Genomic DNA, 20,130 nt, shown 5'->3' on the forward strand with positions numbered 1-20,130 from the left:
TCCTCCCTGCCGGCGTCCGCCGGGAGCCTGCCCCGCGGCTGCACGGTTCTTCCCAGGGTCCGCTTTCCGGAAACACGTTCGGAAGGGGTCCGGTCACGGCGCCACGTCGTCCGCGAGCCGGGCGACGGCCTCTCTGGTCGCCTGCACCTCCGCCCACGGCACGGGGGCGAGCCGGCCCGTCAGGTCGCGCCATTCGCGCTGCGCGCCGCGGTAGGCGGCGAGCGCCGCCCTGCGCAGCCCCATGCGCTCCACGGCCTCGCCGTAGCGGTGCAGGGCGCGGGCGACGGTGAGGGAGCCGGGTCCGTCGGGGGCGGGCAGCCGCCGGGCCTCCTTGACGGCCGCGTCGAAGGCGGCGGCCGCGTCGGCCACGGGGACGGTGCCGGTGCGCTCGGCCTGCAGGAGCCGGGCGGTGCCCAGTTCCAGCCAGGCCCCGGCGCGCAGGGCGCCGTCGTCGGCCCGGCGCGCCACCTGTTCGAGCAGGTGGCAGCTCTCGTAGAGGTCGGGCAGGAAGCCCTGCCGGCCGAAGCGCAGGACGAGGGCGCGGCCCAGGAGCAGCTGGGTGCGGGCCAGCAGCGGGGAGCGGCCGGGGGTGACGGCGTACGCCTCGCGCAGCACCGCCTCGGCCCGGCCGACGGTCGCGGCGTCGCCGGTGTCGCCGGCGCGGGTGAGCAGCGACTCGCCCCATTCGGTGAGGAGTTCGGCGCGGGTGGTGCTGTCGCGGGGGCCGATGGGCACGGCCGCGGCGTACGCCTCGTCGGCGGCCGCCCACTGTTCGGCGGCGGCGTGGGTGCGGGCCTGTTCGGTGCGGCAGCGCAGCAGTTGGCCGTCGTCGACGGCGGCCTCGCCCGCGCGTTCCAGGGCGGCGAGGATCTCGGCGGTGGGGGCGTCGGCGAGGCGCAGGGCCGCGGCGAGGTCGAGGAGGGCGGCGCAGCGCCGGCCGTCGGGGGCCGGCGTGTCGTCCATGAGGGCGCAGGCGGTGCGCAGTTCCGTGGCGGCCTCCTCGGCGTGGGGCGCGGCGGGGCCGGGGGCGGTGCGGGCGAGGTCGAGCAGGACGCGGCCCAGGCGCAGGTGGCCGGCGGGGTCGCCGGCGGGCAGGGCGCGCAGGGTGCGGGCGGCTGCCAGCAGGTGGGTGCGGTCGCCGTCCAGGCGCCACAGGGTGTGGCGGGCGGCGGCCAGTTCGCGGGCGGCGGCGAGGTGGCCGGGGTCGTCGGGGGGCGTGTGGCGGTGGGCCTCGTCGAGGACTGCGGCGGCCTGCTGCAGGAGGTCGCGGCGGGCGGCACTCTCGCGGCGGACGGCCTCGGTGCCGGCGAGGGCCCGCAGCACGCTGCCGAGGACGCGCCGGGCGCGGGCCCCGTCGGGTGCGGCGAGGGGGGCGCCGGCGGCGCTCTCGGCGGCGGTGCGGGCCTCCTGCAGGAGGGTGGGGTCGCCCTGGAGGTGCCATTGGCCGAGGAGGCGTTCGGCGCGGGCGAGGGGGCCGGGGTCGGCGGCCACGGGCTGGTACCAGCGCACGACCCGGGCGGGGACCTCGGCGAACAGCTCGGGCTCGGCCGGCTCCGGTGCATCGGGCGCGTCCTGGGCGGGGGCCGGGCCCGTGGGGGCTGGCTCCCCGGAGAGCAGGGCGGCGGCGCGGGCGGGGAAGTTGCGGGCGGCCTTGCCGAAGTGCCGCTCGACGTAGTCGGAGCAGTGCTTGAGCACGAGGGCGGCCGCTCCCCGGTCGAGGGACTGCAGCAGCATCTCGCGCACGCCGTCGGCGAATTCGTACCACTGTTCCCCGTCGGTGCCGGGGCCGTCGTCGGGCAGCCGCCACAGCAGGCCGCTCAGCAGCACCTCGGCGAGCTCCAGGGGCCCGGTGTCGGGCAGCATCGCCCGCTGCACCAGCTGCATGACCGGCAGCGTCAGGGGGACGGCCGCCAGGTGCACGGCCAGGCGCAGGGCGCCGGGCGAGGCGCTGACGCGGAAGGCCCGCAGCAGGTCGCCGGGGTCCGCCCGGCCGGGCGCGGCGGGGGCGGGGGCCGGGCGCGGGGGGTGGCCGGGCAGCAGCCAGCCCGCGGCGCCGCGCACGGCCCGGCGGCCGGGCCCGGACAGCAGGCGTGCCCAGGCGCCGAGGGCGTCGCGGGTGGGCAGCAGGACGGGCAGCGGCAGGGCTCCGGGGGCGGGCGGCGGGGCGTAGCCGTCGGGCCGGAAGTGCAGCCGGCCGCCCGCGGCGGGGTCGCGGGTGAGCAGTCCGGCGCCGGCGGGCAGCGCGGTGCGCGGCCACAGCCGGGGCGGCAGGGGCTGGACGAGGGCGAGCGGGGCGGTCAGCGCCCATTGGCGCAGCAGTTGCTGGGCGCGCCCCTCCTGCCACAGGGGGCCGACGCAGTCGCTGATGACGAGGGTGAGCAGGCGCCCGGTGGGGTCGCGGAACTGGCCGGCGGGGCGGGGCGGCGTCCGACCGCCGCGGTCGTGGCATGCGGCGTCGGCCCGGGTGGCCACCAGGGGCGTGCCGTCGGCGGCCCGGTGCAGGTAGCGCACGCGGACGTCCCGGAAGACGCCCAACTGGGCGCAGGTCTGGCGCAGTTCCTCCAGCATCCTGTCCCATACGGCCATGGAGGCGGCGGCGTCCATCAGCAACTGCAGGGCCACCGCCGGTCGTTCGCCGGGCCGGTGGACGGGCTGGACGATGCCGGTGCGGGCCGCGGCGTCCGCGGTGGCGTCCTCGTCGAGCGGCCCGGGCCCGGGCGCGGCGGGCGTGCGGTAGCCGCGCAGCGGGCGCAGGGCGCGCTGCAGGCCGAGCAGGCCGGGCAGGGAGGCGGCCATGGGGACGCGGACGGGGAAGGTGCCGGCGGTGCCGGGGCCACCGGCGTACATGGCCACCGGCGCGGTGTTCTCCGCATGCCGTACGGCCGCGGGGGCGTGATCGCCGGCGGCGGGCCGGGGCGGCGGTCCCGGCGGCCGGTCGTGCCCCGCCGGGGCGGCCCGGCCCGCCGTGCGCGCCGCCGCCTCCCGCCCACCGCCGGGCGCGCGCCCGTCCGGCTCGCCGGGGTGGTCGATCCACCGGGCGAGCCAGAGGGCGTCGGCGAGCTCCTCCGCCGAGAGGTCCAGGGGTGCGGGCGCGGCCCGCAGCCGGGCGATCAGCTGCCCGAGCCGCCCGTCAGGGGGCGCCGTCATCCGTCAGCATCTCCGTCTCTCGTCACCGGGGGCGGTCCAGGGGCTGCATGAGCATGTCCGCGAGGCGGTCGCGGGTGACGCGTTCGGCGCGGGGGGCGTGCTGGGTGAGGTAGAGCGCGTTGAGCAGCTGGTCGGCGGCGATGACCTCGCCGGGCTCGCGGTCCAGGAAGCGCCGCAGGAGCTCGTCGCCGTCGCTGACGGCGTCGTCGCCGAGGTGGGCGCGGACCATGGCCGTCAGCTGTTCCTCGCCGGGCGCCTCGAGCTCCAGCTGGATGCAGCGGCGCAGCAGGGCGGCGGGGAAGTCGCGCTCCCCGTTGGAGGTGAGCACGATGAACGGGAAGGTGGTGCAGCGCACCCGACCGCCGTGGACGACGGCCCGCTCGCCGTCGTCGGTGAGCACTTCCACCTCCGGTTCGAGGTCGGCGATGCGCTCCAGCTCCGGCAGGGCGTACTCGCCCTCCTCCAGGACGTTGAGCAGGTCGTTGGGCAGGTCGAGGTCGCCCTTGTCGAGCTCGTCGACGAGCAGCACCCGCGGCCGGTCGCCGGGCAGCAGGGCGGTGCCGAGCGGGCCGAGGCGCACGTACGAGCCGATGGGGCGCCGGGGGACGTCCTGCCGCCCTCCGGCGCGTTCGAGCTGGACGTCCTGCAGCCGGGCGATGGCGTCGTAGTGGTAGAGCCCGTCGTGCAGGGTGGTGCGGCTGACGATGGGCCAGCGCAGCACCCGTCCCAGGCCGAGCTCGTGGGCGACGGCGTGGGCGAGGGTGGACTTGCCGGTGCCGGGATTGCCGGTCACCAGCAGGGGGCGGCGCAGGTAGAGGGCGGCGTTGACCGCCTCGACCTCCTCGGGGCGGGGATGGTGGTTCTCCACCAGCCGGCGCAGCACGCCGAGCCTGCGGGCCGCGCTCGGGTCGGTGCCGGCGCCGGTGTCGGGACCCCGGGAGGCGAAGTCCCGCCAGGGCGGGGGCGGCGGCAGCCGGCGCACTCCGTCGTGCGGCAGGCCGGCCCCCCGGTAGATGCGCCAATCGTTCACCTGCGCTCCTCGTTGGTGGTGGGTGACGGTGAGCACCGTGGTCGTCCGGTGAGTTCGCGTGCGCCCGCCCCAGCCGCCGCTGACCCCTGCCCGACCGTACAGCGGCGGGCGGGTGCTGCCGAGCCCGATCGGGCGGCACCGGCGAACAATTGACGCGGGATCACGGCGCGGTTTCCGGCCGGACGCCGGGGGCGTACAACGGCGTATCGGTCAGGGGCGGATGGAGCGGCGAGTCCCACAGCAGCGCTATCGACCTGGCCCATTCCACCTCCGGATCCGGCGACTCGGGATCGCCGCAGCGGATGCGCAGCCGGCGAATGCGCCGGTGCAGCCCTTCGGGGGTGCCGGCCTCGGCCACCAGGCGGGAGACGTGCCGGTGGAATTCGGCGCAATCCGTGTGCCCCTTGGCGCAGCTGCGCCAGATCACCACCGCGTGCCCGGCGGCCAGCGCGGCCTCCATGGCGGTGGCCCCCGCGCCGGCGGCCACCTCGCCGCAGTAGACCGGCACGGCGGCCGGGTCGGCGTCGGAGAGCCGGTCGTACGCGGCGTATCCGCTCTCCCGGCCGGGCCCGTCGTGGCCCTTGAGCGGCACCTCGCGGCGCAGCGGCACGGCCCGCAGGGGCCCCTGGCTGACGCCGGCCCAGCGGCGGTGCCACTCGGGGAAGCCCGGCCGGTCGCGGCGCAGCCGGTCGCGCACGACGACCACGCGCCGCTGGCCGAGCGGCATGGTGTGCGGGTCGAGGCCGGGGCCGGCCGCGCCGGGCGGGGTCAGCCGCCAGGCGTCCAGCGGCTCGTCGAACAGCTCGCGGGGGACGACCACGTGCAGCTGGGCGAGGTGCTCCCCGACGTCGCCCTGCCGCAGCGCGGCGGCGATCGGCTCGCGCAGCGCCTCGTGCAGGCGGGCGCGCGGCGCCCCCTCCTCGTCGGCCCGCAGCGGGGTGACCACGCCGTTCTCCAGCAGGAGCTTCACCCGCCAGGGATACCGGTCGCCGTACAGCAGCGGGTCGATCTCCACCAGGACATCCGCCCGGGCGCCCTGCTGGACCACGCCGGGCTCGACGTCCCGGGGCTCGGGCTTGCGCAGCTCGACCGGGCAGCCGGCCGGGGCGGGTCCGGGCGCCTCGCCGGGCACGTCCGCGCCGCCGTGCAGGATCTGGTGGATCTCCTCCCGTATGTAGCCGGTCAGCGGCTCGGCCTGCACGCTCACCCACGTGCTGAGCTCGCGCAGCGGCTCGCGGTCGCGCTCCAGGCCGAGCAGGCTCACGGCCGCGGCCACCCGGGCCGCGTACAGCAGCACGGCCTCCGGCTCCAGGTCGCCGTGCGCCCCGGCGGCCCGGGCCGCGCCGGGCCCGTCGTGCGGCAGGTCGTACAGCAGGCCCACGCCCTCCCGCCAGCTGCGCGGGTCGTGCTCGACGCCCGGGTGGTACGGGCCCTGGATCACCCGCCGCTTGACCGCCTCCACCAGCACCATCACCTCACCGGGCGTGGTGGGCGGGGTGAGCTCGGCCAGGCGCGCGAACAGGTGGGTGCGCTGGACGGGCGTGAAGCCGTCCGCCGGCGCGCCGGCGCGCAGCGCCTGCTGCACGCCGGTCCAGCTGTTGCCGGTGCCGGCGATGCGGTAGCGGGCGAAGTGGTGACGGTCGTGGGCGCGCACGAGGGCGTGCAAGCGCTCGCGGCCGCGCGCGTCGTCCGCGATGCGGCGCAGGGCGGTGACGGGCACGGCCAGCCCGGCGGTGTCCGTGCCGCGACCCTTGCTCACGCCGATGACCGCGCCGCGCGCAGTGTCCACCACGGGGCCGCCGGAGCAGCCGGCCACCGGTATCTCACCGCGCAGCAGCATGGCCTCGCCCTCGCCGCCGTCGCCGCCGCTGGCGGTGCCCACGCCGAAGCGCAGGCCCAGCTCGCCCGTCTCCAGCGACCAGCCGTGCAGGCTGACGGCGGCGGGCACCATCGTGGAGCGGTCGCTCAGCCACAGGCACTCGGCGTCGTCGGTGCCGGCCACCTCCACCAGCGCCAGGTCCGGCAGCGGCCAGGGCCGCGGCGGGTCGCCGCCGGGCGCGGGCGGCAGGACGAGCTCCACCCGGCCCGCACTCGTACGGCCCCGCCAGTCGGTGACGTCGAGGGCCTCGGCTCCGGCGAGCACCTCGCCACCCCCGTTCCCCACGACATGGGCACACGTCAGGACCCACCCCGGGGCGATGAAGAACCCGCTGCCCCAAAAGCGCGTGCCGGTGCGGTCATACCCGCCTCCGGCCGCGGAAATGCGCACGACCGACCGGCGTACGGTCCCTTCGTGGGCGCTCAAGCTTCCCCGCGCCGTTCGCCGTCGCCGGTGTCGCCGCTGCCGGTACCGCCCCCGGCGTCCGCGGGGCGCTCGCTCCAGGTGAGCGAGACCTTGACCGACGCCTTGCCGCTGCCGTCGGCCAGCAGGCTGACCACCTTCCCGGCCTCGGCGGACAGCTCGATGCCGAACTCCACCACGACCTCGTGCGGTCTGGCCGCCGCCAGGCCCATGCGCAACGAACCGACGACGCCGCGCACGACGTCGGACAGCCCGCCCGCCATCTCCGCCACGCGGCGGCCCGCGCCCGCCACACCGGAATCCTCGTAGGCACCGCCCGTACGCAGCTGCTGCGCCTCGGACACCCGGGCCCAGACGACCGTTCCGTCGTCCAGGCGCACCTGGGTGATGCCGTTCCCCTCCGTCACGTGCCACCCCCCGTCACACGGATGAGGCAGCAGGCTAGTGCCCGGGCGCCTACGGACGCGAGAGGTCGTGGCCAAGGCCGGCCGCGGTCTGCCTATCCTGGCACCGGTGGCCCACCGGGCCCCACCGTCACTGTCGTGCCCCTGTACTCACGGAGATCACCTTGTACTTCACCGACCGCGGCATCGAGGAGCTGGAGAACCGGCGCGGCGAGGAGGAGGTCTCCCTCGGCTGGGTGGCGGAGCGCCTGCGCGAGTTCGTCGACCTCAACCCCGACTTCGAGGTCCCGGTGGAGCGCCTCGCCACGTGGCTGGCCCGACTGGACGACGAGGACGACGAGTAAGCGCCCCGTAGGGGCGCGGGGAACTGCGCGACAAGCCACGACGCGCCTGCGGACGAAGAGCCGTGCTCGCGCCGGTGGCCGATCGCGCCCACGCGGCGGCAGCCGCAGATCGGCACTGCCCCGCGCCCCTACGGGGCGCTGCCGGCCCCGCGCGAGCGGTACGCGTCGTACGCCAGCGTCAGCACCCCGTCCGCCAGCAGCAGCGCGCCCAGCACCGCCCGGCCGGGCCGGGCGGGCCCGCGGCGGGCGGATGCCAGCAGCGACGTTCCCGCCGCGATCTCCACGGCCCCGAGCACCCGTGCTCGGGGCCCTCGTATCCAGTGGCCCAGCGGTCCCCGCTCGGCCTCCGCCAGTCCTTCGACCAGTGCCGCCCGCCAGCCGGGCCACTGCACGTGTTCCGCCGCCGCGGCGCCGGCGGCCGCGTGCAGCGCGCCCGGGTCCGCGCCCGGGGTCAGGCCCGCCGGCAGGTGCAGGCCGGCCCGGGACAGAACTGCGACCAGCCCGAGCAGCCGGCCGGGGCCGTCCGCGTCGGGGTCGGGCTCGACGAGCCGGTCGAAGGCCGCGGCGTCGAGGACCGGGTCCAGGCCCAGGCGGGCCCGCAGCGCCGTGAAGGCGCTCTCCTCGCCCAGCGGTGACCCGTCGGCCAGCCATGTGTGGCCGACCGTACGGCGGAAGCCGGCCGCCACCACGAATCCGGCGCCCTCCTCGTCCCACCACAACCCCACCGCCGGCCACGGCTCGGCGGCCGCCAGGGCGTGCGCCCACTCGGCCGCGACCACGGCCGGCCGGGCGCCGGTCTCCCGCCAGGGCTCCTCCCCCGCGGGCACCAGCACGCTCCAGTCCTCGCCCGCGGGGGCGAGGAGCAGCGGCTCGCGCAGGAACTGTGCGCACGGGCGGACGCGGTCGGGATCGGCCCGGCAGAGCAGCAGCAGCCCCGCCGTCCGGCCGTGATCGGTTGCGGACATGCCTCAACGCTATGTCACTCGGTCGGCCTTGACTTCCCGCAAGCGCGATATATCGTGTTGCCCATAGACGCGATATGTTGCGTCACAGTCTCGTTCTCCGAGGAGGAGGCCCGCCATGCCGGACCGGTCGCCAACGAAGTGGTCCCTCGACGCGCCGCAGAAGCTCGTCTTCGAGGAGCCGTTCACCGCTCTGAACGTCCGGGTCGTGGGCGGCACCGTCAACGTCGTGGGCACGGACACCGGGGCACCGGCCCTGGAGCTCACCCACATCGAGGGCCCGCCCCTGCAGGTCACCCACGAGGGCGGCGTGCTCACCGTCGCCTACGACGACCTGCCCTGGAAGAACCTGCTGAAGTGGTTCGACCGCAAGTCCTGGCAGCGCACCGTCACCGTCACCCTCACCGTCCCGACCGCCACCCGCGTCGAGGCCGGCGTCGTCGGCGCGAGCGCCGTCGTCTCCGGCGTCACCGGCGACACCGACATCAAGGGCGTCACCGGCGACACCACGCTCGTCGGCGTGAGCGGCGCCGTGCACGCCGAGACGGTCTCCGGCGGCCTGGAGGCCCACTCCCTGCGCGGGCCGCTGAGCTTCAAGTCCGTCTCCGGCGACCTCACCCTCGTCGAGTCCGCCGGCTCCGAGGTCCGCGCCGACTCCGTCAGCGGCAACATGACCATCGACCTGGCCGGCGCCGCCCGCAACCCCTCCCTGAACCTGGTCACCGTCTCCGGCGAGATCGCCGTCCGGCTGCCGCAGGCCGCCGGTGCCCGCGTCGAGGCGGGCACCACCAGCGGTCCCGTCTCCTGCTCCTTCGACGACCTGCGGGTCACGGGGCAGTGGGGCGCCAAGCGGATCAGCGGCACGCTCGGCGACGGCGGCGGCCGGCTCAAGGTCACCACCGTCTCGGGAGCCGTCGCCCTGCTCAGCAGCCCGGCCACCGCACCGGAAGGGAAGGTCCTCTGATGCCCCCCGTCTTCGCCCACGGCCGGCTGCGGCTGTACCTGCTGGGGCTCCTCGACGAGGCCCCGCGCCACGGCTACGAGGTGATCCGCCTGCTGGAGGAGCGCTTCCAGGGCCTGTACGCCCCCTCCGCCGGCACCGTCTACCCCCGCCTGGCCAAGCTGGAGGCCGAGGGCCTGGTCACGCACGCCACCGAGGGCGGCCGCAAGGTCTACTCCATCACCGACGCCGGACGGGCCGAACTCGCCACCCGGCGCGGGGAACTGGCCGACCTCGAAGCCGAGATCCGCGACTCCCTGACCGCCCTGGCCGCGGACATCCGCGAGGACGTCCAGGGCGCCGCCGGCGCCCTGCGCCACGAGATGCGCGAGGCAGCCCTGCGCGCCCGCACCCGCAGCAGCGGCGTCGGCGAGGACTTCTTCACCGAGGCGAAGGAGGAGCTGCGCCGGGCCAAGGCGGAGTGGAAGGACCAGGCCCGCCGCGCCCGTTCCCGCACCACCACCGGCGGCGTCCGCGACCTCGAACGCCTCCTCGACCGCTTCCGCGACGAGGTCCGCGACGCGGCCAGGGACCACGGCGTGACGGAAGCCCAACTGGAGGAAGTACGAGCACTCCTGAAGGAGACGGCAACCCACGTCGCGGAAGCCCTGCGCCGCTAGCGGCAGTGCCCCGTCAGGGGCGCGGGGAACTGCGCGATCGGCCCGCGACGGCCCGCAGTCGAGGCGCCGGGGCGCAGCACGGCACCCTGTCTGCGGGTGCGTCGTGGCTTGTCGCGCAGTTCCCCGCGCCCCTACGGGGCACAGGCGGTGGCAGCGCCTCCTATGGGGCGCTGCCCCGTCCCACCACGGTGACGGTCACCGATCCCGCACCGTACGCCCGCACCCGTATCGTCCGTCCCGCAGGCCCGTCGGCCCGGGCCGGCCCCGACACGGCAACCGTCCACCCCCGCGGAGCGGCCGGTACGGACACCTCCGTCACCCCGCCGCGCCTCGCGGAAACGTACGACAGCCGGTACACCCCGGCGTCGTAGGACTCCGCCCGCACCGCGCCCGCCACCGCAGTGGCGTACACCTGCGCCGTCCGCTCCTTGTTCGGCCGCCACCGCCCGTCGCGGTCGAGCGCGCAGTACGTCTCCCCGTAGCACCACTGCCAGCTCGCCCATCCCGACGCGTAGCGCCGGAAGGAGGCGAGGGCGTCCTCGTAGAACCGGCCCATGTGGGGCAGGGAGCTGTCGAGCGGCCCCCACTCCCCCACCACCACCGGCAGCCGGTGTTCGCGGGGGTAGCGCACGACTGCCGCCTCGTAGGCTTCCAGCCAGCCGGAGGACGGGTCGTAGTCGCGGCCCGCTTCCATGGCGGCGTTGTAGAAGTGCGGGGCGTAGACGACCTTGGCGTCCCGGATGCGGCCGAGTCCGGTGGGCTTGCCTTCGCCCGCGGCGGGGGTGGGTTCGACGAAGAGCCAGTGCGTGCGGTCGACGCTGCGGATCGCCGTCGCGAGGCGGTGGTACATGGGGGTGATCTGGGTGGCCTCGATGCGTCGTGCGGCGGCGAAGAGGTCCTCGCCCGGCCGGATGCGTCCCATCGGCTCGTTGATCAGGTCGTAGCCGAGGACGGCGGGGTGCCCGGCGAGGCGTGCGGCGAGGACCCGCCACATGCGGGCCTGGGCGCGTTGCAGGTCGGCGTCCTCGTAGAGGTGCTCGAAGGCGGCCTGTACGCCCGGTTCGAAGTACTCCGAGAACCAGTCGTCCGGATGCGGGGTGTACGGCAGCCCGTCCGTGCGCGTGGCCCAGGCGGGGATGCCGCGGTGGCCGCCGAAGGCGGGGCCGTAGACGTCCTGGTGGGCGTCGACGACGACGCGGACGCGGTAGCGGTGGGCCCAGTCGAGGACGCGTTCGATCTTCCGCAGGTAGCGTTCGCTGTACTGCCCGGGGGCGGGTTCGAGGTCGTCCCAGAAGACGGCGAGGCGGGCGAGGTCGAAGCCGTGCGCGGCGAGGTCGCGCACGGAGTTCTCGGTGATGTCGGCGAGCGCCTGCTCGCCCCGGTGGTCCTTGTCGGCGAGGTTCCAGCCGTGGAGTTCGAGGACGCGCCCGTGCTCGTCGGTGAGGCGGGGAATGCCGGGTCCCGTGTGCGCCCGGGCCGTGGGGGTCAGCAGTGCGAGGACGGCGGTCAGGGTTGCGAGGACCGCCGTCGTGCGTCTCGTCGGGGTCGGCATCCCCCGGTCATACCGTCAGGACGACCTTTCCGAACAGGTCGCCCGTGGACATCTTTTCGAAGCCTTCACGGGCCCGGTCGAGCGGCAGGACGGTGTCGATCAGGGGGCGTACGCCCTTGGCGACGCAGAAGTCGATCAGGTCCTTCAGCTCGTCCTTGGTGCCCATGGTGGAGCCGACCACCTTGAGTTCGAGGAAGAAGATGCGGCTGAGCTCGGCGGCCGGCGGGTTGGGGCCGCTGGTGGCGCCGGAGATCACCAGGGTGCCGCCGGGCCGGAGGGACTTCACCGAGTGCGACCAGGTGGCGGCGCCGACCGTCTCGATCACCGCGTCCACGCGGTGCGGCAGCCGGGCGCCGGGCTCGACGGCGGCCTCGGCGCCGAGTTCGACGGCGCGCCGGCGCTTGGCCTCGTCGCGGCTGGTGGCGAAGACGCGCAGGCCGGCCGCGGCGCCCAGCACGATGGCGGCCGTGGCCACGCCGCCGCCGGCGCCCTGGACGAGGATGCTCTGGCCGGGGCGCACGCCCGCGTTGGTGAACAGCATGCGGTAGGCGGTCAGCCAGGCGGTGGGCAGGCAGGCGGCCTCCTCGAAGGAGAGCTCGGCCGGCTTGGGCAGCAGGTTCCAGGTGGGCACGGCCACCTGCTCGGCGAACGTGCCCTGGTAGCGCTCGGTGAGGATCGAGCGCGGCTCGTCGGGCCCGACGCCGTGCCCGCTCTGGCCGATGACCGAGTGCAGGACGACCTCGTTGCCGTGCTCGTCGACGCCGGCGGCGTCGCAGCCGAGGATCATCGGCAGGGCCTTCTCGCCGAGGCCGACGCCGCGCAGCGACCACAGGTCGTGGTGGTTGAGCGAGCCGGCTTTGACGTTGACGATCGTCCAGCCGGGACGCGCCTCGGGTTCGGGGCGCTCGCCCAGTTCGAGGCCGTTGAGCGGCTGGTCGCGGTCGATGCGTGCGGCGTAGGCGGCGAACATGATCCGAACCTAGCGGGGTGCCGGTGCGCGGCGGAACCGGTCGGGTGTGTGACGCGCGCCGCGTGTCGGGCCCTCGACCGCCCCGTCCACGTCCGGCTGCCGCAACGGACGTAACCCCGCGCGGAAGCGTCACCGCCGCATTGACCGGTGTCCCCCGCACGGAGTTGGCTGCGTGCTCGGCGGGCCACCGGGGCCCGGGTGAGGGGGCGGACATGCGGGACGGAACGGGCCGGGGGTGGCGGCGCGGACGCCTCGTGGTGGCGGCCGCGGCACTGGGGGCCTGCGTGGCGGGGTTGCCGCTCGCACCGGCGGCGGCCGCGCGGCAGACGCCGCCGGCCCTCGTCGAGCGGGTGAGCGTGGGGCCCGCCGGGGAGCAGGCCGACGGCGAGAGCCTGGGGCAGGGCGTGGACGCGTCCGGCCGGCTGGTGGCCTTCGTCTCCGGCGCGCGCACCCTGCTGCCCGGCAACCCCGAGGGCATCCGGCAGGTGTACGTGCGGAACCTGGCGACCGGCACGCTCCGGCGCATCAGCACCGCTCCCGACGGCTCGGCCGGCAATGACGCGTCGTGGTCCGCGGTCATCAGCGGGAACGGGCGGTACGTGGTCTTCGAGTCGATGGCCACCAACCTGGCGCCGGGCCGCAACACCGGTGAGCGCAGCACCGACGTCTTCGTGCACGACCTGGTGACGGGCCGCACCGAGGTCCTGGTCGCGAACCCGGCGGGCACGGCCGCCAACACCACCTCGCCGTCGGTCAGCCACGACGGGCGGTTCGTCGCGTTCAGCTCCACCCGCAGCGATCTGGTCCCGGGGGACACCAACGGGCACCAGGACGTCTTCGTACGGGACCGGGTGCGCGGCAGGACCGAGCGGGTCAGCGTCGGCGACAACGGGCAGGCCGACACCTTCAGCATGTCGCCGTCGATCAGCGCGGACGGCAGCCGCGTCGGCTTCCTCGGCTTCCCCGGCCTGGTGTCCGGCGGCGACGCCGCGGCGGGCGCGGCGGAGCTGCGCAGGCCGCAGCCGCGCATCTTCTACGTACGCGACCTGCGCGCCCGGCGCACCGAGGTGGCGTCCAAGGGCTACCAGGGCGCCCAGGTGGGCGTGATCGGCGCGCCCCTCCTGGGCCCGGACGGCCGGCACGTGCTCTTCAACGCCGTCTCGGACCAGGTGGTGCCCGGCGACACCAACAACCTGACCGACACGTTCCTGCGCGACCTGCGGACGGGCGACGTACAGATGATCAGCCGGGCGTACGACGGCTCCCCGTCCAACGGCACCTCGGTGCCGGGGCTGGCCCTCAGCGCCGACAACCACCGCGTCTTCTTCGCCTCCACCGCCTCCAACCTGATACCGGGCGACAGCGGCACGACGCAGGACGTCTTCGTGCGGGACGTGGTCCGGGGCACGACCGAGCGCGTCAGCGTCACGCGGGACGGCGGCCCGCCGAACGGGGGCTCCTTCCTCGCGGGCATCGACCGGGCGGGCCGCGTCGCGCTGTTCGACTGCGACGCGGACAACGTGGTGCCCGGTGACACCAACAAGGCGTTCGACGCGTTCGTGCGGCGTCTGCCCTGAACCGGCCGTAAATGAGCGCGAACGACCGTGAACGACCGTGGGGCCGGACCGCACAGCGGTCCGGCCCCACGTCACAACGGGTCGCCTCAGCGCCGGGCGACGCCGTCGGCGCGGGCTGCGGCGGCCACGGCGGCGGTGACGGCCGGGGCCACCCGCTCGTCGAACGGCGAGGGGATCACGCAGTCCGCGCTGAGCTCGTCGGCGACCACGGCGGCCAGCGCCTCGGCGGCCGCGAGCTTCATGCCCTCGGTGATGCGGGAGGCCCGCACCTGCAGGGCACCGGCGAAGATGCCGGGGAAGGCGAGGACGTTGTTGATCTGGTTCGGGTAGTCGCTGCGGCCGGTCGCGACGACGGCCGCGTACTTGTGCGCGACGTCCGGGTGGATCTCCGGCGTGGGGTTGGCCATCGCGAAGATCAGCGCGTTCTTCGCCATCTTGGCGACGGCGGCCTCCGCGATGGTGCCGCCGGAGACGCCGATGAAGACGTCCGCGCCGTCCAGCGCCGACTCCAACGGGCCCGACAGACCGGCCTTGTTGGTGAAGCCGGCGAGCTCGCGCTTGACGTCGGTGAGGTCCTCGCGGTCCCCGGAGACGATGCCCTTGCGGTCGCAGACGGCGACGTCGCCGATGCCCGCCTCCACCAGGATCCTGGCGATGGCGACGCCGGCCGCACCGGCACCCGAGATCACCGCCCGCAGCTGGCCCAGCGTCCGGCCCGTCAGACGCGCGGCGTTGCGCAGTGCGGCGAGCGTGACGACGGCGGTGCCGTGCTGGTCGTCGTGGAAGACGGGGATGTCGACGCGCTCCTGCAGGCGGCGCTCGACCTCGAAGCAGCGCGGCGCCGAGATGTCCTCCAGGTTGATGCCGCCGAAGGAGGGGGCGAGGCGGGCGACGGTGTCGACGAGGTCGTCCACGTCCCGGCAGTCCAGGGCGATCGGGACCGCGTCCACCCCGCCGAACTGCTTGAAGAGGATGGCCTTGCCCTCCATCACGGGCAGCGACGCCTCCGGACCGATGTCCCCCAGCCCGAGGACCGCGCTGCCGTCCGTGACCACCGCGACGACCTGGGACTTCCAGGTGTAGTCGTGCACGAGCTCCGGCTCCTCGGCGATCGCGCTGCACACCTTCGCGACGCCCGGCGTGTACGCGAGGGACAAATCGTCCCGGTCACGCACGGGGACGGTCGCCTGGACCGCCATCTTGCCGCCCCGGTGCAGCGCGAACGCCGGGTCGAAGAGCTCCTGGCGCTCTTCGTCCGGACCGCTGTCGCTGCGAGGATTCACGATCTCCGCTGACACTGTTCTTGACCCCTTTGTCGATTGCCGTCGAGGGTAACCGCTCCGGGGATGAGGGAGCGGGTCGGGCACGTGTCCGGGCCCCGGCCGGCGGATGACCAGCGAATGACCGGGCGCGTACGGAACACCGGGCGCGCCGCACACGCGCGCCCTGGGCCCCGGGTGAGGGGTGTAACTGGTCTTTCTACCGGAAGAGCGCTACGGCCGACGAGTGAGTTCCGGCTGTGTGTGACGCGGCTCCCGCACCCGATCGGGCCGGAAACGTGTGAACTGGTGACGGGAAACGGCCGAACGTCCACGGAGTGAGACAGCGCGGGCGTGAGCTGGGTCTCCCCGCCGGAAGTCGAACAGAAGCGATACAGCTCCATAAAAGGTGTGAACCGGCTGGTAACGAAAGCCGATCACCCGTTATCCGATTTTGACATGGCTGGCCCCCCGAATGGGGCAGTCCGGATGGCAAGATGCGCAGACCGCACGAGGTCGCGGCGCACGAGGAAGTGTGCTCGCCCCCTCGAGCCGTGTTTCGCGTGATTGCCGAGTTACCCGTCGGATACCCCCTCGACCGCAGGAGGAACGAGCAATGACCGCAAGCACCACCCCCCGCCCGGCAGCCGCCAGGAGTCGTTTGGCCGCCGCCGGCGCGATCGCGGTCGCCGGCACCCTGCTGCTGACCGGCTGCGGCGACCAGCGGGACAAGACCACGACCGGCAACGGCGCCGGCCAGACCGCCGCCGGCTCCCAGGCCCCGCTCTTCGCCAAGCTGCCCAAGAAGATCCAGGACTCCAAGGTCATCAAGGTGGGCTCCGACATCGCCTACCCGCCCGTGGAGTTCAAGCAGGACGGCAAGGTCGTCGGCATCGACCCCGACATCGCCGCCGCCCTCGGCAAGGAACTCGGGGTCAAGGTCGAGTTCAACAACGGCACCTTCGACGCCCTGCTGACCGGACTGCGATCCAAGCGTTACGACATCGCGATGTCCGCGATGACCGACACCAAGGACCGGCAGGAAGGCGTCGACTCCAAGACCAAGAAGAAGGTCGGCGAGGGCGTCGACTTCGTCGACTACTTCAACGCCGGCGTCTCCCTCTACACCAAGAAGGGCGACACCAAGGGGATCGGCGGCTGGGCCGACCTGTGCGACAAGAAGGTCGCCGTCCAGCGCGGCACCGTCTCCCACGACCTGGCCAAGGCCCAGTCCGACAAGTGCGAGAAGGACGACAAGGGAAGCATCGGCATCGAGGCGTTCGACACCGACCTCGAAGCACAGACCCGCCTCAAGGCGGGCGGCGTCGACGCCGTCTCCAGCGACTTCCCCGTCGCCGCGTACGCGGTCAAGACCTCCGGCGGCGGCAAGGACTTCGAGATCGTCGGCGACCAGGTCGAGGCCGCGCCGTACGGCATCGCCGTCGCGAAGGACAACGCACAGCTCCGGGACGCCCTCAAGGAGGCGCTCGAGGCGATCGTCAAGAACGGTACGTACGAGAAGGTCGTCAAGACCTGGGGCGTCGACGCCGGCGCCATCAAGGAAGTGAAGATCAACGGCGGTTCCTGAGCCCGCCCCCTCGCCCTCGTACGGAACTGCTGAAAGGCACCACCCGTGACTTCTTCCCCCTCCCCCGAGGAGCCACAGCCGGCCAAGACCGGCAAGGAGCCGACCGCCGAAGCCGGCGCAGCCGGCAAGGCGAACGCTGCCGAGGCCGGCGCAGCCGGCAAGGCCACCGAGGCCGCTGCCGCGGCGAAGGCCGACAAGGCGGCCGCCGCCGCCGGCGAAGCCGAGACGGCCGCGGCGGCTGCCGAGGCGGCGAAGGCCGCCACTGCCGAGACCGCCGAGGCGGCCGGCACGGCCGAGGCCGGCGATTCGGCCACCACGGCCGAAGGCGCCGAGGCGGCGGAGGCCGGCAAGGCCGCCGGCGACTCGTCGGCCACGGCTGCCGAGGCGGCCGAAACCGCCGCTGACGAGACCGGCGAGGCCGGCAAGGGCGCCGACGGCACGGTCGCGGACGCGTCCGGCGCTGCCAAGGACCCCGCCGACGCGGCGGACGAGCAGGCGGCTGCCGCCGCCGACGGCAAGGCGGCCGGCGAGGCCGCGAGCGCGGCCGACGACGCCAAGACGGCGGACGCCGCCACGGCCGGCGAGGCCGAGGGCCCCGCCGACGCGGCGGACAAGCCGGCGGCGGCCAGCGCGGACGCGGCCGGCGCCGCCGAGGCCGAGCCGGCGGCTGCCGGCGACGCCAAGGCCACGGACACCGGCAAGGCCGGCACCGCCTCGGCTGCCGCCGAGAAGGACGGCGGCAAGGCCGCCAAGGGCGGCAAGGGCGCCGCCTCCGGTGGTGGCAAGGGTGACGGGCCCGGGGCCGCCAAGGCGCCGGAGGGCTCCGACGGTGGCGGGCCGCAGGCGATCAAGGCGATTCCCGTGCGGCACTACGGCCGCTGGGTCTCGGCCGTCGTCGTGCTCGGTCTCCTCGGGCTGCTGGTGAACGCCTTCGCCACGGCCAACGTCAACTACAGCGCGATCCCGGACTACCTGTTCGACTCCTCGGTCCTGTCCGGTCTGGGCAAGACCGTGCTGATCTCGCTGCTGGCCATGCTGCTGGGTCTCGTGCTCGGCATCGTGCTGGCGGTGATGCGGCTGTCGAAGAATCCCGTGACGTCGTCCGTCTCGTGGTTGTACATCTGGTTCTTCCGGGGCACCCCGGTCTACGTCCAGCTGCTGCTGTGGTTCAACCTGGCGCTGATCTTCCCGTACATCAATCTCGGTCCGATCTACCGGGACGAGATGAGCGACTTCATGACTCCGTTCATGGCGGCGCTGCTCGGTCTGGGGCTGAACGAGGCCGCGTACATGTCGGAGATCGTGCGGGCCGGCATCCAGTCGGTGGACGAGGGGCAGACGGAGGCCGCGCACGCGCTCGGCATGAGCCAGGGCAGGACGCTGCGCCGCATCGTGCTGCCGCAGGCGATGCGGGTGATCGTGCCGCCGACGGGCAACGAGTTCATCAACATGCTCAAGACGTCGTCGCTGGCGGCGAGTGCCGCCCAGTACCTGGAGCTGCTGCGCTCCACGTCCGACATCGGTCAGACCACCGGCGCCACGGTGGAGATGCTCTTCCTCGCCGCCACCTGGTACCTGATCCTCACCAGCGTGTTCAGCGTCGGCCAGTTCTACCTGGAGCGGCGTTACGCCCGGGGCTCGCTGCGCAGCCTGCCGCTGACCCCGTGGCAGAAGGTCAAGAAGAACCTGGCCTCCTTCAGCAACCGCACCACCGGAGGTGTCAGCGCATGAACGCGATGGTGAAGGCCGAGGGCGTCCACAAGTCCTACGGCGCCGTGCAGGTCCTCAAGGGCATCGACCTGGAGGTCGCGCCGCGCGAGGTGTTCTGCCTCATCGGCCCCTCGGGGTCGGGCAAGTCGACGTTCCTGCGGTGCATCAACCACCTGGAGCAGATCAACGCGGGCCGGCTGTACGTGGACGGTCAGCTGGTCGGCTACCGCGAGCAGGGCAACAAGCTCTACGAGCTCAAGGACAGCGAGGTGGCCCGCAACCGCCGGGACATCGGCATGGTGTTCCAGCGCTTCAACCTCTTCCCGCACATGACGGCGCTGGCGAACGTCATGGAGGCGCCGGTGCAGGTCAAGGGCGAGAGCAAGGCGGTGGCCCGGGAGCGGGCGCTGAAGCTGCTGGACCGCGTCGGCCTGGCCGACAAGGCCGGCAACTACCCCTCCCAGCTCTCCGGCGGCCAGCAGCAGCGGGTGGCGATCGCCCGGGCGCTGGCGATGGAGCCGAAGCTGATGCTCTTCGACGAGCCGACGTCGGCGCTGGACCCGGAGCTGGTGGGCGACGTGCTGGACGTGATGCGCGATCTCGCCGAAGACGGCATGACGATGATCGTGGTCACGCACGAGATGGGCTTCGCCCGTGAGGTGGGCGACTCGGTGGTCTTCATGGACCAGGGCGTGGTGGTCGAGTCCGGCCACCCGCGGGACGTGCTGACCAAGCCGCAGCACGAGCGCACGAAGGCGTTCCTGTCGAAGGTCCTGTGACCGGTACGTGAGGCGCGGGGGTACGGGCCGGCCGGCCCGTACCCCCGCGCTTTTGTTCAGTTGGTGTGGATGTGGACGACGCTCTTGAACGCGCCGTCGACGCGCGCGGTGCCCGCGCTGAAGGACTTCTTCGTGCCGTCCTCGTAGACGATGTAGCCGGACTGGTTGCCGGGAACGAACGCCGTCACGTACACGCTGGTGTCGAGGTCGCCGGAGCCGGAGAAGCACGCCGTCGGGAAGAGCGAGACGAAGCCCCAGAACTTCAGCTGGGTGGTGTCGTTCGCGTCGCAGGTGACCTTGTGCAGGGTGGTCGACGCCTGCGCCGGGGCCGCGGCGAGCCCCAGGCCGGCGGCCGCGGCCAGGGCGACGGCGCCCATGCGGACGGACTTCATGATGTTCTTCGTGTTCATCGTGATCTCCGTGTTCAGTTGACGTGGATGTGGATGACTTCGCCCTTGAGGCCGAACTTCGGCTCACCGGCGGTGAAGGTCTTCTTCGTGCCGTCCCGGTACACGAGGTAGCCGGTGTTGTTGCCCGGGGTCAGGGCGAACTGGGAGAGGCTGACGTCGAGGTCGCCGTGGCCCGCGAAGCAGGTCTGGGGCCAGGGGGTGACGATCTGCCAGAACTGCAGCTGGGTCTTGTCGCTCTGGTTGCAGCCGACCTTGTGGAGCGTGGTGGTCGACGCGTGGGCCGGGGCCACGGCCAGCCCGAGGCCGGCAGCGGCGGCAACGGCGACCGCACCGAGGCGGACGGATTTCATGAGGCGCATCGCATTCTCCTTCGACAGCCGGATGCGAAAACGCGTTCATGGTGGGGACGCCGCCGGAAGGCTCTCCACGGTCGTTGCAGCAAGCTGCCAACCTTCTGTAATAACCTCGATATGGCG

General features: G+C 74.0%; 17 protein-coding genes. 7 read left to right on the forward strand and 10 right to left on the reverse strand.

All coding sequences use genetic code 11. The annotated features are described in order from the left end of the window. Positions 1 to 93 precede the first annotated feature (93 nt). The 4 genes from AC27L3_RS21060 to AC27L3_RS21075 form a co-directional block, all read right to left on the reverse strand. Positions 94 to 3,147 (reverse strand): SAV_2336 N-terminal domain-related protein, encoded by a 3,054-nt coding sequence (locus tag AC27L3_RS21060; protein WP_487235605.1) that lies wholly within the window; start codon positions 3,145 to 3,147, stop codon positions 94 to 96. Positions 3,148 to 3,169: 22 nt separating this feature from the next. Further along, positions 3,170 to 4,177, reverse strand: coding sequence for an AAA family ATPase (locus AC27L3_RS21065; protein ID WP_487235606.1), 1,008 nt, complete (start codon positions 4,175 to 4,177; stop codon positions 3,170 to 3,172). Between the two features lie 160 nt (positions 4,178 to 4,337). Next, entirely contained in the window at positions 4,338 to 6,446 is a 2,109-nt protein-coding gene (locus AC27L3_RS21070) for a VMAP-C domain-containing protein (RefSeq protein WP_487235607.1), read from the reverse strand. Positions 6,447 to 6,478: 32 nt separating this feature from the next. Beyond that, complete coding sequence (locus AC27L3_RS21075) at positions 6,479 to 6,886, reverse strand: CU044_2847 family protein (RefSeq protein WP_487235608.1); 408 nt, start codon at positions 6,884 to 6,886, stop codon at positions 6,479 to 6,481. A 161-nt stretch (positions 6,887 to 7,047) separates the two neighbouring features. Here AC27L3_RS21075 and AC27L3_RS21080 point away from each other — a divergent pair, with 161 nt between their 5' ends. Then, on the forward strand, positions 7,048 to 7,227 hold the full coding sequence (locus AC27L3_RS21080) for a DUF6104 family protein (RefSeq protein ID WP_086567929.1): 180 nt from the start codon (positions 7,048 to 7,050) through the stop codon (positions 7,225 to 7,227). 128 nt (positions 7,228 to 7,355) lie between these two features. Here the strand turns inward: AC27L3_RS21080 and AC27L3_RS21085 are convergent, their stop codons facing one another. Beyond that, the gene (locus tag AC27L3_RS21085) at positions 7,356 to 8,192 is read right to left on the reverse strand and encodes a hypothetical protein (protein ID WP_487235609.1); all 837 of its coding nucleotides are present in this window, start codon (positions 8,190 to 8,192) and stop codon (positions 7,356 to 7,358) included. A 115-nt stretch (positions 8,193 to 8,307) separates the two neighbouring features. Here AC27L3_RS21085 and AC27L3_RS21090 point away from each other — a divergent pair, with 115 nt between their 5' ends. Together AC27L3_RS21090 and AC27L3_RS21095 are read left to right on the forward strand one after the other, a co-directional pair. Then, on the forward strand, positions 8,308 to 9,153 hold the full coding sequence (locus tag AC27L3_RS21090; RefSeq protein ID WP_487235610.1) for a DUF4097 family beta strand repeat-containing protein: 846 nt from the start codon (positions 8,308 to 8,310) through the stop codon (positions 9,151 to 9,153). Further along, a complete protein-coding gene (locus tag AC27L3_RS21095) occupies positions 9,153 to 9,809 on the forward strand; it encodes a PadR family transcriptional regulator (RefSeq protein WP_487235611.1) in 657 nt (218 codons plus the stop codon). The genes AC27L3_RS21090 and AC27L3_RS21095 overlap by 1 nt, the downstream gene beginning before the upstream one ends. A 160-nt stretch (positions 9,810 to 9,969) precedes the next feature. Here AC27L3_RS21095 and AC27L3_RS21100 read toward each other — a convergent pair whose 3' ends face one another. Together AC27L3_RS21100 and AC27L3_RS21105 are read right to left on the reverse strand one after the other, a co-directional pair. Next, positions 9,970 to 11,361 carry a glycoside hydrolase family 5 protein gene (locus tag AC27L3_RS21100; protein WP_487235612.1) on the reverse strand — a complete coding sequence of 464 codons (1,392 nt, stop codon included), beginning with the start codon at positions 11,359 to 11,361 and terminating at the stop codon, positions 9,970 to 9,972. Positions 11,362 to 11,368: 7 nt separating this feature from the next. Then, the gene (locus AC27L3_RS21105; protein ID WP_487235613.1) at positions 11,369 to 12,331 is read right to left on the reverse strand and encodes a zinc-binding dehydrogenase; all 963 of its coding nucleotides are present in this window, start codon (positions 12,329 to 12,331) and stop codon (positions 11,369 to 11,371) included. Positions 12,332 to 12,543: 212 nt separating this feature from the next. Here AC27L3_RS21105 and AC27L3_RS21110 point away from each other — a divergent pair, with 212 nt between their 5' ends. After that, a complete protein-coding gene (locus AC27L3_RS21110; RefSeq protein ID WP_487235614.1) occupies positions 12,544 to 13,908 on the forward strand; it encodes a TolB family protein in 1,365 nt (454 codons plus the stop codon). Between the two features lie 86 nt (positions 13,909 to 13,994). On the opposite strand, the gene AC27L3_RS21115 is transcribed toward AC27L3_RS21110, so the two are convergent. Beyond that, complete coding sequence (locus AC27L3_RS21115; RefSeq protein WP_487235615.1) at positions 13,995 to 15,206, reverse strand: NAD(P)-dependent malic enzyme; 1,212 nt, start codon at positions 15,204 to 15,206, stop codon at positions 13,995 to 13,997. Between the two features lie 577 nt (positions 15,207 to 15,783). Here AC27L3_RS21115 and AC27L3_RS21120 point away from each other — a divergent pair. From AC27L3_RS21120 to AC27L3_RS21130, 3 genes are all read left to right on the forward strand, one after another. Next, complete coding sequence (locus tag AC27L3_RS21120; protein WP_487235616.1) at positions 15,784 to 16,755, forward strand: ABC transporter substrate-binding protein; 972 nt, start codon at positions 15,784 to 15,786, stop codon at positions 16,753 to 16,755. Between the two features lie 846 nt (positions 16,756 to 17,601). Then, positions 17,602 to 18,486: an amino acid ABC transporter permease gene (locus tag AC27L3_RS21125; RefSeq protein ID WP_487235660.1), complete on the forward strand. Its 885-nt coding sequence runs from the start codon at positions 17,602 to 17,604 to the stop codon at positions 18,484 to 18,486. Then, positions 18,483 to 19,244, forward strand: a complete 762-nt coding sequence (locus tag AC27L3_RS21130; RefSeq protein WP_487235617.1) for an amino acid ABC transporter ATP-binding protein — start codon at positions 18,483 to 18,485, stop codon at positions 19,242 to 19,244. Before AC27L3_RS21125 ends, AC27L3_RS21130 begins: the two co-directional genes overlap by 4 nt. Before the next feature lie 56 nt (positions 19,245 to 19,300). Here AC27L3_RS21130 and AC27L3_RS21135 read toward each other — a convergent pair whose 3' ends face one another. After that, positions 19,301 to 19,654 carry a hypothetical protein gene (locus AC27L3_RS21135; RefSeq protein ID WP_487235618.1) on the reverse strand — a complete coding sequence of 118 codons (354 nt, stop codon included), beginning with the start codon at positions 19,652 to 19,654 and terminating at the stop codon, positions 19,301 to 19,303. Between the two features lie 14 nt (positions 19,655 to 19,668). Beyond that, positions 19,669 to 20,013 (reverse strand): hypothetical protein, encoded by a 345-nt coding sequence (locus AC27L3_RS21140; protein WP_487235619.1) that lies wholly within the window; start codon positions 20,011 to 20,013, stop codon positions 19,669 to 19,671. Between the last annotated feature and the right edge of the window lie 117 nt (positions 20,014 to 20,130).

This window comes from Streptomyces sp. PKA51 (genome assembly GCF_057552455.1).